A 14,134-nucleotide genomic window follows, 5' to 3' on the forward strand; every position below is an offset into this window, starting at 1 on the left:
ACACCTTCAGCAAAAACTTAAAATCGTATTTCCTCATAAAAAAACCATAACCCGCTCCTCCAGCAAAGTTATGGTTTTTAACCCTGCAATGCCACTCTATCTATAACTTTGCCGTGAAGTCCACAAAATCCATTTGTACTTATAGCAACTTTCACTTTTTTCACACTGAAACTATATACCCCCAAATCGTTTCACAACGTTTTTACTTCCGCATAGCTACAATTATCAATTACATTATTATTAGCGGCTTTCCTTCTTCTTTACAATGTATTTTTTGGATTACTCGTAGGCACTACAGCAAGCTAGCGATTTTTTATAAATATGAACATTTTTTAGGAATTAGTTTATCTTTTTTTAATGTTTTATTTAGAGGCAGTTTATAGTCGGGGATTAACATAAGAAACGTAGCAACTAAGTTCATATATGACGCACTGCTACTATAATCGCTAACCGTACTACTTGAAATCATAAAATAAGGAGACGATAAAACATGAACAAAAAAGCAAAAGCACTATCATCCGTACTGCTCGGATTCACATTAGCATTAACAGGGTGTGCTGGTACTAAAGCTGAAGAAAATCATGGGAAACAAAAACAAGAACAAGTTGCTAAAGAAACAAAAAAGGAAAATAAATTAACTAAAGGGCAAAAAATGGCTAATATTCTTAGCGAGACAAATTGGCAAGGTACACGAGTGTATGACAAAGATAAGAATGACTTAACAAAAGAGAATGCAAACTTCATTGGTCTTGCAAAATATGATGCGAAATCCGGCAGATATGAATTTTTTGATGCTAAAACAGGTGCAAGTCGTGGCGATAAAGGCACTTTCTTTGTCACAAATGATGGGAAGAAGAGAATATTGATTTCAGAATCAATGAAGTATCAAGCTGTCGTTGACATGACAAAACTAAATAAAAATGTATTTACTTATAAACGAATGGGGAAAGACGCTAACGGTAAAGATGTAGAAGTTTTCGTTGAACATGTTCCATATAAAGAAAAAGAACTTTCTTTCACTGATCCGGACAAGCAGCTGAACACGACTACAGGAGATATTATTAAAAACGTTGATGGAGATAAAATTTTAGGCGGTACCCTTTGGCACGGAACAAAGGTATTAGACGAAGCTGGTAACGATGTAACACAGTTTAATTCGAATTTTATAAGTTTAGCAAAATTTGATGACAAATCTAATAAATATGAGTTTTTCAATAGCGAAACAGGTCAAAGCCGCGGTGATTATGGCTACTTCGATGTTGTACACGAAAATAAAATAAGAGCCCATGTTTCAATTGGAAATAACAAATACGGTGCTGCTCTTGAACTTACTGAACTAAATAAGAATAAATTTACGTATAAAAGAACTGGTAAAGACCAAGCTGGTAAGGATATAACTATATTCGTTGAACATGAACCTTATAAAGGTGATATGAAACCACAATTTAGTTTTTAAATACGTTTGATTAAAGATCCTGTACTGAGTTGCAGGATCTTTCTTATTAAGCAAGAGAACGAAAAGACGAAAAACATGTAGCTTTTCGTCTTCACAATATTCCCACCTTATAGTTGATGATTTACAAAACCTAAAAACATACCGATACAAAATAAAATAAATCCAATTAGAATTAAGGGAAGAGTGAAGCCACCCCAAGCTGGTTTATTAGCAAACGCCCTTATTTTAAAATTAATCCTCGCTAAAGACATGATAACGATACCCGCTATTGATAAAATTGTAGTTACATAAGTCATCTAGAATAATACTCCTCTTCTATATTGATTTTATATCTCTGCAAACCATCTACATAAGTGTTACAGTCCACTATTCATACATGTCATCCCAATTGTAGCAATCCAGCTTTGTGCCACATCATTTGTAAAATTCATTCTTCATTCCTAAAAAAAGACAGAACCAGACGGTTCGGTCTTTTTTGTTTTATAATAATCTCTTTTATTTTTGCTATAATACCTTTTTCTTATAAATCTTACGCTAACACAGCTTTTGATTAACTTATCCTGAAATATTATGAATTTGCGTTCAACTTATCTAAAATATCTTTATCTATTTTTGCTTGATTCACTTTAGCTATTTTAGAAACAATCCCACGGCGATCTTCCCAATCAATCAAATAATATTGATTTTTTTCCAATTCATTTTGCAAGGAAATTTTCAGTTCTCTTTCTTCCCCTTTTTTATCGTACACCTTCTCATCGTAAACATGATACGTAAGAACTTCTCCATTACTCAATTTTTCGTTTTCTACTTTAGAATCAGTCGTTACTTTTACATAATATTGTTTAGTCAAATAGTATCCATTCCCTGACTTCATATAGTAGAAAGCACCTCCTACTATAGCTAATAACACAAAAATTCTCATGATCCATTTCATATGATAATACCTAACCTTTCTATTCTACTTGTAAGATTTATACCCGTTAAAATATAAATCTTCCTTACCTTAAGTATGCTTTAACCATAAAGATGGTACAATCCAGTTTCCTTACACCCACATTACATTTTTGTAATCCTATCATTTTACAAAAGTTTCTTAAGTTGGCCCAAAACAAAGGAACATAAAGTTTTATTCCTCCAATTTCCACACTTTTAGCAACACTTGTCCAAGTAATAGGAATTTCATTTCAATCCATTTTACGTGAAGAAGTAAATCAACGCCGATTAACTATATTAGGAATTACATTATTAATCAGCCCTCATCAATCGGGCTGCCCGGCAAATAGAGGAATAAAATTTGTGACTAAGTAAAAAAGCGCCCTACTTATAGGGCGCTTTTTTTATACTTAATGACTAATACTAGCTGTTGGATATAATGTTGTTCCTCCAATTGAAACTTTTATTTCATTTGTTAATGGAACGTTTTGTTCATTAATAATTGTTCTCCACCATTCCCATGCAAGACCTGTACATTCTCTTGCTACAATTTTTATATTTTTTGAGTTCGGTGGAAGAGGGATAACTGTAGAGTAATGAGCCGTTTTGTCTTTTCCGCTACCATCCCATGTTTTATGTGTTAGTACTTCGTTACCCTTTTGGTCAAATGTGAATTCATCCCAAGATACATCAAATTGAGCAACGTAAGCACCGTAATGATCAAGTGTCATTTTAGCACTTGAATATTCTGTAGTTGTCGTCTCAATATAATCTGTATTGTTATGAACAGCAGCGGTTGCATTATCTTTTAAGAAAGTACTTGTATATGAAATTGGGTATGCTGGATTTTTAAGACTTAATTCAGCATTATCTTTAATAATATTTCGGATTTCATTGAAATCTTTAGTAACAACCTTGTTATGCTCTTTCGCATCTCCGCCTAATACTACAGCAGTAAAGGTACTTTCTTCAAAAATATCTTTATACTGTCCACTTGTTTCAACGCTGTTATCCTTAAGTAAGGCTTTAAAAGCAGCTTGTACATCTTTGCTCTTAGATGTTGTTTCTAATTTTACATAAATCGTTCTACCATAAGCTACATTTGAAACCATAACAGGTGGAGCCGAATTACTTACGCCTTTTCGAGTTAACTCATCAAAAGTAACGCTATTATCAAAAAGGTCGGATGGATTGTTAGGTAGTTCAGCACTTACCGTATAAAATATTTGCTTATACGCCGCTACCATCACTTTTTTCTCTCCATTTGCAACCGCATTAAAATCAATATTTAGACTGTTATCAAGATATTTAGCGTTAACATTAAGAGCACTTGCAATTTGTGATTTACTATAAACCATAGATTCCGTATACTGCATTCTTGCAGGTAACGTATGTGTTGTAGAATACTTTTCATTCCAAGTAGATACTAAATCGTCTACTGCTCCAGCTACATTACCATATGTCGGATTTTGGACAGTGATTGTATTTTCTTTTCTCATGCCCGGTAAGTCTATACTAATATTCAAAGGCTTTCTCTTAGCCACTAATAAACTTGGTTGATTGTCTGCAAAAGCTTTATTTGCAAGTTGTACAGCTCCTGGATACGTGCGATTCACTACAGAATCAATAATTGAAATATCGACTGGTGACGTTGTAAGTGATTTTTTTTCGCGTTCTACTACTACAAATTTACCATTTGAATTGATACTTTCTTTCGGAACAAAACTCTCTACTTTATCACCATTTACAGCTAAAACCTCTTGATTATTATATTTAAGATTTGCTATACCAGTATCAATGCCACTAGCATTTTTGGTTACATCAGTTGCATTACTTGCTTGTGTTTCTGCGAAGGAAATAGATGAATAATTAATAGTGCATAGACTAACTAATAAACATGCAAGGAACTTTCTTCTTTTAGTGTTTTTCTTAATATTCAGAAAAATCACCCCGTTCTTTTTTAGTAAAATATGATAATTATTGATAAATGATTGCTAACTAATAAATTTACATAAATGCTTTTAAAAGTTCTTGAATTAACGGGATTACGCCACCTACAAATTTTAAAACTGCCATTGCGATTTCCATATTATTTCCTCCTTTTTATTGCTACGAAAATATGATTTATCTTTATGCCCTCATTATAGTGACCCCTTACACTTTTATCAATACACTCTGATATGCAATATTACATATAAAAAAACAAGCTGAATTCTTTTGAAAAATTATACAGAGATATTTTTTTCGTTTGGTACATACTTGAAAAGGTGAAGCATTCTTTTGCATTTTATGAGTAATCACATAAAAAAAGCTGCTGCCTATAAAATACAGACAGCAACTTCAACTAGAGTGGCTTGCATAATCTACGCAAGCTACAGTATTTTTTCACATTTTATAACTAATAAACTGCGATTGGCCCATAAGGACCATTAATAATTTCTATTTTTGTTTCAAAAATATCTGTCAAAAGTGTTGGGTCCATAACCTCTTCTACTGTTCCGAAAGCAGCAATTTGTCCATCTTTCATAGCACAAATTTTATCCGAGTATTTAGCTGCAAAATTTATGTCATGCATAACCGTCAAAATTGTTCTTCCAAATTCATTAGCTGCACGTCTTAAATGCTCCATCATTTGAACAGAACGAGCAACATCAAGGTTGTTCAAAGGTTCGTCCAAAAGTACATATTCCGTCTCTTGGCACAATACCATCGCTACATATGCCCTTTGTCTTTGACCACCAGAAAGCTCATCTAAATATCTATTCTCTAAACTAGTTAAATCTAAGAAATCGATATATTTAGAGATGGTAGCCTCATCTTCTTTAGTCAATCTTCCCTTTGAATAAGGAAAGCGCCCAAATCCAACTAGTTGTCTCACAGTAAGCCTAGTTACAAAATGATTTTCTTGTCGCAATATAGTCAAAACTTTTGCTAAGTCTTTTGATTTGGATTCAGAAACATCCATATTTGCTACCTGAATTTGACCTTCATCCATATCTAAAAGTCTGCCAATCATCAAAAGTGTCGTTGACTTTCCAGCGCCATTTGGTCCAATTAAAGAAGTAAAGCCTGCTTTTGGTATTTCAATATCCAAAGGTCCTATTTTTACCTTATCAGTATAGAACTTTTTAACATTATCAATTTTTATCATAAAGCCCTCTTCCTTAAAACTATAGTTAAGAATATGATTCCACCGAATAATTCAATAATAACTGAAACTACACCTTGAGCATGGAATACGTGATACATTAAAAAGTATGCGCTCGTCATTATTAAAAATCCTATAGCAAAAGCCATCGGAAAAATATATCTATGATCATAAGTTGACGCTGCCTGATAACTCAAAGTTGCCACTAAAAAGCCGTAGAAAGTAAGTGGCCCAATTAGAGCTGTTGAAATGGACATTAAAATAGCTACTAATACAAGCGTATAAATTACACTAGGTTGGTATTTAACTCCAAAAGAAGTAGCAACATCTTTTCCTAGTGATAAAACATTCAAATTCTTAGAATGAGCAAAAATTAATACCGCTACAATTATGATCATAGGAATTACAATAGGAAAATATGCAGGATCTGCATGATTAACAGAACCAAATAATCTTGCTTGTAAAATATCAAATTCTGAAGGCGCAAGTAGTTTTCTCATGAAAGTTGACACTGAATTTAGCCCGGTACCAATAATAATTCCAACTAAAAGCATAAGTTGTAAATTCCCGTATTTACCGGAAAGTAACCATCCATAAAGTATCAAACTCATGAAGACCATAACAACAACTTGGAATAAAAATGATCCAATTCCATTAAAATTTATTAACGCACTAGCACCAAAGAAGAATACTGTACTCGTTTGAATTGCTGAATAAAGTGATTCGAAACCTAAAAGCGATGGAGTAATAATTTTATTATTCGTAATAGATTGGAAAGCAACTGTCGACAAGCTATGGCAAACCGCAGCAATAATCATTGCAACAATAGCTACTATCCTTCTCTTAACGACTGGGATAAAAGAAGGTGAATCTATCGGAACTGGATTGTTATAAACTAAAAGTCCATATGAAGAAAGAAGACCTAAAGCAATCAATGTTATCAGTAAAATCCAATAACGTCTTGCTTCCTTCTTAGACCGAAAAGCGCTAGCTGATCTACTTTCATTATGAAGGCTAGAATCGATTTCGACATTTTCTTTTTTTCTATATTCTAATGTGATCATCGTAGCCTCCTTGGTTTTCTTTGTCTCAATAAAATAGTAATAAACACGACTGCTCCCACTGTTGCAAGTATTAAAGAAACAGGTAATTCAAAAGGCTGTATAATTGTTCGAGAAATGATGTCACAGGCAGTTATTGATCCCATTCCGATCACACAAACCCAAGGTAAATTACTCCTAAGATCATCACCTCTAAACATTGAAACGATATTTGGCACAATTAATCCTAAGAAAGGTAAGTGTCCGATAACAGCTGCAACAATTCCAACTGCAACAGAGATAAGAGCAGTCCCAAAAAGAACAATTCTATTGTAATTAACTCCAAGACTTGTTGCGACATCTTCTCCTAGTCCAGCTAAAGTCAATCTATTAGCATACATAAAAATAAGAAAAGTAATGATAACAATCAGCCATAAATATTCATATCTTCCCACCTGAATGTTAGCAAATGAACCTACAAACCAAGTTTCAATACTTTGCGTCTTTTGAAAAAGGAGTCCTAAAAAAGTAGACACTGCAGAAATTACTGCTCCAAGCATCAATCCAATAATCGGAACAATTAAAGACGAACGAAGCTTAACTCTTCTTAAAAATAGAAAGAAAATCATAGTTCCTATAAAAGAAAAAATGATTGCACCAGTCATTCTTTGAACTAAAGTCGGGGCAGGAAATAATAAATACACAAAAAGCAGGCCTAAGCCTGACCATTCAATAGTCCCCGTTGTAGTAGGTTCAACAAAGCGATTCTGTGTAATGAGTTGCATTACGAGCCCTGCCATCGCCATCGCAGCTCCAGTAAGCATTAATGCAGCTGTTCTCGGAACACGAGTTATGAAAAACATCTCTGTCCCGTCCTCTTGTCCACGTATATCATAAACTCCAGTAAACAGTGATATAATCCCTAAAATTATAACAACTATAACTGCTATTATAAAAGGTTTTGTCCATATTTTATTTTGATTATAAAACTGGGGTTGAGAAATATTCTCAACCCTAGAAATCATATTTTTTGACACTGTTTCGTACCCCTTTACACTACTTAGCTAAAGTTTTTGCCATATTTCCAAATAACTCTATATAAGTTTGAATTGATTCATTTGTGTAAGTATCTTCTGGTGCATAAATAACTTGTTTTTTAGAAACAGCAGTTGTGTTTTGAAGAGCAGGTGATTTAGAAATAACATCCTTAGCAGGTGTTGACTTAGCTGCATCAGATGTTGCAGCATCACGATCTAATACGAAAATCCAATCAGGATTTGTTTGTGCAATAGCTTCAACAGAAACGTCATCACCTTTATGACCTGCAGTAGAATTTGAAACTTCTAACGCTGGAGTCCAACCGAAAATTTCATACATTGGTCCCCAAACACGACCAGAATGTGGAGCAGCAAAACCAATATTACCACCAGTAACGATAACACTCATAACTTTATCTTTTCCGTTATAAGCAGATTTTGCTTTTTCAATAGATTTATCAAAATCAGCTACTAATTGTTTAGCTTCTTTATCTTTATTAAAGATTTTTCCTAAAGTAATTGTAGAATCTTTAAGTCCTTTTACTAAGTTTTCGCCAGGCTTAGTAGCTTTCTCAGAAACATCAAAATTAAGATCAATAACTGCTGCATTTGGTACTAATTTTTTGATTTCTTCGTAATGGTCAGCAAATCTTTGACCAACGATTACAAGGTCAGGGTTTGCCGCTGCAATAATTTCAAGATTTGGTTCACGGTGATTCCCAATATTTTGAACTTTTTCATCCTTTTTATATGCTGAATCAGCAGGCATGATATCCTTTGGAGCAGCCGCTAATTTAATTCCCCAATCAGATAAAGTTTCAAACGTTCTGTTATCCAAAGCAACTACATTCTTTGGGTTTACAGGGACTTTAACAGTTCCATGAGCATCAGTGATTTCAACCGTTTTTGACTTATCACTACCATTATCTTTATTATTAGCCTTCGAAGTTTCTTTACTTGAATCTGAGCAAGCCACTAACATTAAAGTAAAAATTGCTAGAATACTCACTAATTTTAAAAGCATAGATTTTTTCATATGTATACTCCTTATAGTGTAATTTATTTCGAAAATGATGACATCCATAGATTGAATTAGAAGGTAACTTTTATTCAATTGAATCGCTATTGATAATCATTTTCATTTGAACATCCTGTTAATTAGTATAGTCATTAATCCTGTGAAAATCTTGTGAATGGTGCGAATTCATAAAATCAGGCATAGAAAGTAATATGTGCAGTCGGGCGTATTGATTAGCCATAATTTCCTCTACAAAACACGCCCATTAATAGCTAATATTTTTATAATCCATTTTTTTACGTCTTTTAATACTTCTAAGAAACTATTTGATTATTAGGTTTAATAGAAAAAAGAGTAAAACTGAATGAAACAGTTTTACTCTTTTTTCTATTACCTTATTTTATCATTCAATCATTGAATAGCCTCTACCATGTATCGTTTGAATATATCTGTCTTTCTTCTCGCACTTTAACTTTTTTCTTACATACCCAATATATAAGTCTACTACATTTGGATTTACTACTACATTATATCCCCATACTTGATTCAAAAGCATTTCACGGCTCAATATTGTGTTTTTATTCTTGATTAAAAATACAAGTAAATCGTACTCCCGCTTAGTAAGCGAGAGGTTTTCGCCACCTTTTTTCACAATATTGCTAGATGCATCAACAAAGAGATCTTTAAACTGAAAAAAGTTTATCTCCTTTTGCTGGTTACAATCACTTCTCCTTAAAATCGCTTGAACCCTTGCTACTAATTCTTCTTTCGCAAATGGTTTTCTTATATAATCATCTGCTCCTGCTTGTAACCCTGCTACGCAATCCTTACTAGAAATATTGTCGGTCACAATAATAATCGGTGTCGTTTTAACAAGTCGTATTTGTCTACAAATTTCTGGTCCCGGTATACTTAATGAATCCCAATCCAATATGATAATATCCCAATCTTGTTCATATATTATATTTAAACCTTCGTTTTCATTGTGAAGTTTTAAAATGAAATAGCCTTCTTGCGTTAGACCGCTTACGATTTTCTTTGCTGAAGACCGTTCATTTTTAATCACCAACACCTGCTTCACCGATGGTTCACCTCTACTTCAATATAACTTATTTAGATAAAAAATTATCCCGAAAAAACAATTTAAGATTTATAAATTTAAAACCCCTAAATAATCCATTAAAACAGCTTATTAGGAGAACTCTATATAATCTTACAATAGGTATGGATAAAAAGACAAAATATATAAACATTTGAATAAAGTGTAATAAAAATAAATAATCACCAATCGCTCGTTTACGAGTATCTATAGTATCTACTTGCTTATCATCAATACCCATTTCTTCATTTTCTATTTCAGGGGTAACGCTCCATCAACTTAAACATTTTATAAAATTACAAAACAAAAAGAACCATAACCTCACCAAACCGGAAAATTATGTTTCATATCATACAATGTCACTTTACCTATAAGTTGGCCAGAAAACACTTATTTTTGTAGATGGTTATCTAATTATTCAACAGAATTGGAAGCATAAATTGGCCGTAAATTAATTATTAACCCATAAGCTGACAGCAAAATTCACAAAACAGCAAATTAAAGTTTCAGCTTGATGGGCATGGAAGGACAACAAATCAAGCTTTAAAAATAAGTTTATAATACTAAAGCTGCTTTATGAAATTAAGCTCATACAAACTTATATTGATGGCTAGGTGTTATTGCCCCATATCTAATAAGTTGATAACTTCTGTGACGATATACGACCATTCTTCCACATTGGGATCGATCACTTTAGAGTGCTCTGCGGATGGTATTTCCACCATTTTCACTTGATCCCCAGAAGCATCTGCTACACGCTTGTAGTTATAACTAATTCCGATTGGCACATTAATATCGAGTGATCCGTGAATAAGAACTTGTGGAACCTGAAGGGGCAATAATTGAATTGGAGAAGCCTCCTCATAACGCTCTGGAACCTCTTTCGGTGTCCCGCCTAACAAATCAGTTACAGGATGGTTATTTTCTTTACCGAATTCTGATAGACGTAAATGATGGACATCATCCATTAGTGCAAGATCATTAACTCCTGCTAAGCTTATTGCTCCCTTAAGAGAAAGCGGTTGATCAGTAATTCTTAAAACACTATTTTCCGGTAGTTTCTTACGACCCGCTAACCATAAAGCCAAATGACCTCCTGCAGAATGCCCAATAGCAATAACCCGGCCTAAATCAAGATGATTTTCTTCCGCTATTTGTTGTAAATAGTCGGTCGCATTTGCAGCATCAATTAAAGTGCCTGGCCATCCTCCGCCTTCATCGCCAACACGACGAAATTCAATGTTCCAAGTCGCTATACCCCTTGACGCCAAATCTTTTGCTACAGGTTCCATCATATCTAAGCCCCAAATATTTTTCCAAAATCCACCGTGCAGAACAATTGCAACTGGATAAGGCCCCTTTCCTTCTGGGAGACGCAGATCCCCAAACTGCAACTGATTTTTTCCATAAGCGAATCGTTTATTTCGTATACTCATAAGAGCACCTCCGTGTTTTTCTTTATAATTTTTCATCTAGAACCTAAACGTAGTTAGGTTATTCTACAAAGTTAGCTTAATTTTCTGCTTCAACTTGTCTACTGTGCAAAAAAATGTTTTTCTTTTTTACCAGATAACATTCCTGTTGCAATGAGTAATGCAATAATAACAGGTTTTTTCTTTGTTTCATGATTTATTTTCATTCGCTCCAAAGTTATACAAATTAATAAACAGTAAAAGCCCAATTCAAACAGTGATGTTCAAATTGAGCTTTTTAAAATGCCTGCGACATTCGTCGGGGTGTCCATTCATTATGACTAGCGTTTATTTTTATCTGTACCTTTTGTCTTTATTTAAACCCGTATTTAAACCATTATTTAAAGCGTGGGAAGAGTTTAAGAGCATTATTTCTTGAAATGTCTTCGATAGTTTTATCATCGAAGTTTGGATAATTAGAAATTCTTTCAATCATTTCTTTTGTCCAGTCTTCAGGAGCATAGTGTGCATCACTACCAAATAAAATGTGTGATGAATCAGTTGTATCTTTTAAAGCTTCAAAAGTTGCTGGTTGAGTAGAAATTGCTGTTTCAAAATAGAAATTGCTGATATATTCTTCAGGGTCTTTTGTTAGTGTTGTCCATCTTTCAGATACTAATGGATCATTCATCCAAACTTTAGCTGAACGGTAAGATTGTCCGATTCTCCATTTTAAATATGGAAGTGTACCACCTGCATGAGCAAGGATAAATTTAATATTTGGACAACGTTCGATTGTACCACTTAACACAAGGTTAGCAGCCGCACGAGTTGTATTGAATGTAAACTCTGCCATGAAGTCCGCTGTTAAGAATCTTGCGCGTGGGCTTGCTTCAACTGGTGCACTAGGGTGAATAAATACTACTGCATTACGTTTGTTTAATTCATCCATTAATTCGTCAAAGATTGGGTCACCTAGAAAATGACCATTATAGTTAGATAATAAACCAACGCCGTCTAGTTTAAGTTCATCTAAGGCATATTTTAACTCTTCAATTGATTCTTCAACGTGTGGAAGTGGTAAAAATGCGAAGCCTCCAAAACGTTTTGGATATTTAGCAATCATTTCTGCTTGGAATTCATTAATACTGCGAGCAAGTTTTTTTGCTAAATCAGGATTTGCAACAGGAATTAGACCAGGTTCGGAAATAGAACCGATACCAACTTCAATTCCTAAACGGTCCATCATTGCAATGCTATCTTCAGGAGTCCATTTTTTGATAGGCATGCCTCCTGATTTTGCAACTCCAAAATATTCAAGAGTTGAACTGTATTCCTCTGGAATAATGTGATGGTGAACATCAATAAGACGTGATGCTTTCATAATAAATCGTTCCCTTCATGTTGTATTTTATACAATATGTTCATTAGTTTACTTATTGTCAATTAATGAACGCTTTGTATATAATAATTTTATCAAGTTATGGATTTTGGTCAATGTGCAAAAAACTCTATAATGTCTTATAAAAGACAATTCGATACATATCGTCCAAAAGATTTGAAATTATAGACAAGGAGAAGGAACTATGTCTAAAAATAAAAAAATTGATCCTCGTGTAAAGAGAACTACTAGGTATTTAAGGGATGCTCTTATTGAGCTTCTGGAAGAAAGAGATTTGAATACGATTTCTGTTCAAAATATTACAGATAAAGCGGAGCTTACTCGTGGCACGTTTTATTTACATTACCAAGATAAGCAGGATTTTCTTTTGAAAAGTATGGATGAGACGTTAGAAGAATTAATAGAACGAGTAAAACCTAAAGAAATAAATGGAACAATCCAAGAAGTTAATGAACATAATCCACCACTTTCTTTTTTAAGGCTTTTTGAATATATAGCCGAAAATCATGATTTTTTTAAAGTGATGTTAGGGGATAGAGGGTTACCAGAATTCCGACGTCGTATGTTACAAATTGTTCAAGAAAAAGTATATGGTGATTTATTATCTTCTATTGTAGAATCTGATGAAGAATTAGGTATTCCAAAGGAGATTTTTACTAGCTATATTACTTCAGCACATATAGGTGTCATTAGTACTTGGCTAGAAAATGGTATGAAATATAGTCCTGCTTTTATGGCCGCTTTGTTAACTAAACTAACCTTACAAGGACCAATGCGGGTTATAGGATTAGAGAATAAAATCAGGCTTCCAAAATAAATTTTTCATACTTAGGAGTAGCACCACATCGCTATCAAGTTAACAAAATAAAATACCCCAAAAAATGAAAAAATACGCTATTCTTTCTGTAGAATCACAGGAAAGGATGGCGTTTTTTGTATGTCATTTGGTTGGCGGGACCCTTATATGAACTAAAGAGCTGACTTATTAACCCATTTTTTTATATTGGAAGCATAAGTTGGCCGTAAACTAAAAGAAGCATAAGTTGGCCAAAACGGCCGCCTTATGCTTCTTGTTATATATAAAATAAAAAAACCACCAAATATGTATTGGTGGAGACGGTGGGAGTCGAACCCACGTCCAAAAATATCGGCACTTAAGCTTCTACGAGTGTAGTCGATATATTAGCATTTCGCGAACTCTTCGGCCTATCGACAGGCTTCCAAGTTGCTAGTCTGGTTGTTCTCTTCCTTTGTCCTCAGACGGCGAACTCCGGCGTAGTCCACTTAGTTTGAGTCCCTTACCCTACCACATGGACGATGGAGGGAGGAACCTTTAGTGCAATTAAGCAGCTAAAGAAAGATTGTTTTGTTTGCCAATTATAGGCTTTGACGTTTTAACGAGGCCGATCCCCTCGACTCGCAACCTAAGCTCGAACTATCCCTGTCGAATCCGTAACGTCCCCATGATAAAAATGGAGCATACGAAGAAAATATCGTGATAGCTACTAAGAGCTGTTTTTCAATGTGCAACAACCTTACATAAATTATTATAACATACGCGCTCCATTTTACAAATGTAAATATCTGTA

12 protein-coding genes and 1 other RNA gene are annotated in these 14,134 nt (G+C 34.0%); 2 read left to right on the forward strand and 11 right to left on the reverse strand.

Annotated features, from left to right (window positions below):
- Positions 1 to 490 precede the first annotated feature (490 nt).
- On the forward strand, positions 491 to 1,456 hold the full coding sequence (locus ACTFR3_RS17520) for a DUF4822 domain-containing protein (RefSeq protein ID WP_001034141.1): 966 nt from the start codon (positions 491 to 493) through the stop codon (positions 1,454 to 1,456).
- 107 nt (positions 1,457 to 1,563) lie between these two features.
- On the opposite strand, the gene ACTFR3_RS17525 is transcribed toward ACTFR3_RS17520, so the two are convergent.
- The 10 genes from ACTFR3_RS17525 to ACTFR3_RS17570 all read right to left on the reverse strand — a co-directional run bounded on the left by ACTFR3_RS17525 (position 1,564) and on the right by ACTFR3_RS17570 (position 12,530).
- The gene (locus ACTFR3_RS17525) at positions 1,564 to 1,752 is read right to left on the reverse strand and encodes a hypothetical protein (protein WP_000222858.1); all 189 of its coding nucleotides are present in this window, start codon (positions 1,750 to 1,752) and stop codon (positions 1,564 to 1,566) included.
- Between the two features lie 272 nt (positions 1,753 to 2,024).
- Complete coding sequence (locus ACTFR3_RS17530) at positions 2,025 to 2,390, reverse strand: YxeA family protein (protein WP_002184038.1); 366 nt, start codon at positions 2,388 to 2,390, stop codon at positions 2,025 to 2,027.
- Positions 2,391 to 2,799: 409 nt separating this feature from the next.
- Positions 2,800 to 4,338, reverse strand: a complete 1,539-nt coding sequence (gene alo / locus ACTFR3_RS17535; protein WP_000576727.1) for an anthrolysin O/cereolysin O family cholesterol-dependent cytolysin Alo — start codon at positions 4,336 to 4,338, stop codon at positions 2,800 to 2,802.
- 449 nt (positions 4,339 to 4,787) lie between these two features.
- Entirely contained in the window at positions 4,788 to 5,540 is a 753-nt protein-coding gene (locus ACTFR3_RS17540) for an iron ABC transporter ATP-binding protein (RefSeq protein ID WP_322367496.1), read from the reverse strand.
- Positions 5,537 to 6,601, reverse strand: a complete 1,065-nt coding sequence (locus tag ACTFR3_RS17545) for an iron chelate uptake ABC transporter family permease subunit (protein WP_000631245.1) — start codon at positions 6,599 to 6,601, stop codon at positions 5,537 to 5,539. The genes ACTFR3_RS17540 and ACTFR3_RS17545 overlap by 4 nt, the downstream gene beginning before the upstream one ends.
- Positions 6,598 to 7,614 carry an ABC transporter permease gene (locus tag ACTFR3_RS17550; protein ID WP_000042077.1) on the reverse strand — a complete coding sequence of 339 codons (1,017 nt, stop codon included), beginning with the start codon at positions 7,612 to 7,614 and terminating at the stop codon, positions 6,598 to 6,600. The genes ACTFR3_RS17545 and ACTFR3_RS17550 overlap by 4 nt, the downstream gene beginning before the upstream one ends.
- 19 nt (positions 7,615 to 7,633) lie before the next feature.
- Positions 7,634 to 8,650, reverse strand: a complete 1,017-nt coding sequence (locus ACTFR3_RS17555; protein WP_074555606.1) for a siderophore ABC transporter substrate-binding protein — start codon at positions 8,648 to 8,650, stop codon at positions 7,634 to 7,636.
- A gap of 385 nt (positions 8,651 to 9,035) precedes the next feature.
- Positions 9,036 to 9,713, reverse strand: a complete 678-nt coding sequence (locus ACTFR3_RS17560) for a response regulator transcription factor (RefSeq protein WP_074553716.1) — start codon at positions 9,711 to 9,713, stop codon at positions 9,036 to 9,038.
- Between the two features lie 635 nt (positions 9,714 to 10,348).
- A complete protein-coding gene (locus tag ACTFR3_RS17565; protein WP_000027824.1) occupies positions 10,349 to 11,167 on the reverse strand; it encodes an alpha/beta hydrolase family protein in 819 nt (272 codons plus the stop codon).
- Between the two features lie 373 nt (positions 11,168 to 11,540).
- A complete protein-coding gene (locus ACTFR3_RS17570; RefSeq protein WP_033689835.1) occupies positions 11,541 to 12,530 on the reverse strand; it encodes an amidohydrolase family protein in 990 nt (329 codons plus the stop codon).
- Between the two features lie 199 nt (positions 12,531 to 12,729).
- On the opposite strand from ACTFR3_RS17570, the gene ACTFR3_RS17575 reads away from it, so the two are divergent.
- On the forward strand, positions 12,730 to 13,362 hold the full coding sequence (locus ACTFR3_RS17575) for a TetR/AcrR family transcriptional regulator (protein WP_000041936.1): 633 nt from the start codon (positions 12,730 to 12,732) through the stop codon (positions 13,360 to 13,362).
- A gap of 291 nt (positions 13,363 to 13,653) precedes the next feature.
- On the opposite strand, the gene ssrA is transcribed toward ACTFR3_RS17575, so the two are convergent.
- Positions 13,654 to 14,008, reverse strand: a transfer-messenger RNA (tmRNA) gene (gene ssrA, locus ACTFR3_RS17580).
- Positions 14,009 to 14,134: the final 126 nt, after the last annotated feature.

Origin of the sequence: Bacillus cereus group sp. MYBK14-1, assembly GCF_051916885.1 — a bacterium.
In the GTDB taxonomy this organism is placed as follows: domain Bacteria; phylum Bacillota; class Bacilli; order Bacillales; family Bacillaceae_G; genus Bacillus_A; species Bacillus_A cereus.

Coding starts and splice junctions, on each gene's coding strand:
- ACTFR3_RS17565 (WP_000027824.1), bottom strand. CDS start 11,167: ATGAGTATACGAAATAAACGATTCGCTTATGGAAAAAATCAGTTGCAG.
- ACTFR3_RS17530 (WP_002184038.1), bottom strand. CDS start 2,390: ATGAAATGGATCATGAGAATTTTTGTGTTATTAGCTATAGTAGGAGGT.
- ACTFR3_RS17540 (WP_322367496.1), bottom strand. CDS start 5,540: ATGATAAAAATTGATAATGTTAAAAAGTTCTATACTGATAAGGTAAAA.
- ACTFR3_RS17525 (WP_000222858.1), bottom strand. CDS start 1,752: ATGACTTATGTAACTACAATTTTATCAATAGCGGGTATCGTTATCATG.
- ACTFR3_RS17575 (WP_000041936.1), top strand. CDS start 12,730: ATGTCTAAAAATAAAAAAATTGATCCTCGTGTAAAGAGAACTACTAGG.
- ACTFR3_RS17545 (WP_000631245.1), bottom strand. CDS start 6,601: ATGATCACATTAGAATATAGAAAAAAAGAAAATGTCGAAATCGATTCT.
- ACTFR3_RS17520 (WP_001034141.1), top strand. CDS start 491: ATGAACAAAAAAGCAAAAGCACTATCATCCGTACTGCTCGGATTCACA.
- ACTFR3_RS17555 (WP_074555606.1), bottom strand. CDS start 8,650: ATGAAAAAATCTATGCTTTTAAAATTAGTGAGTATTCTAGCAATTTTT.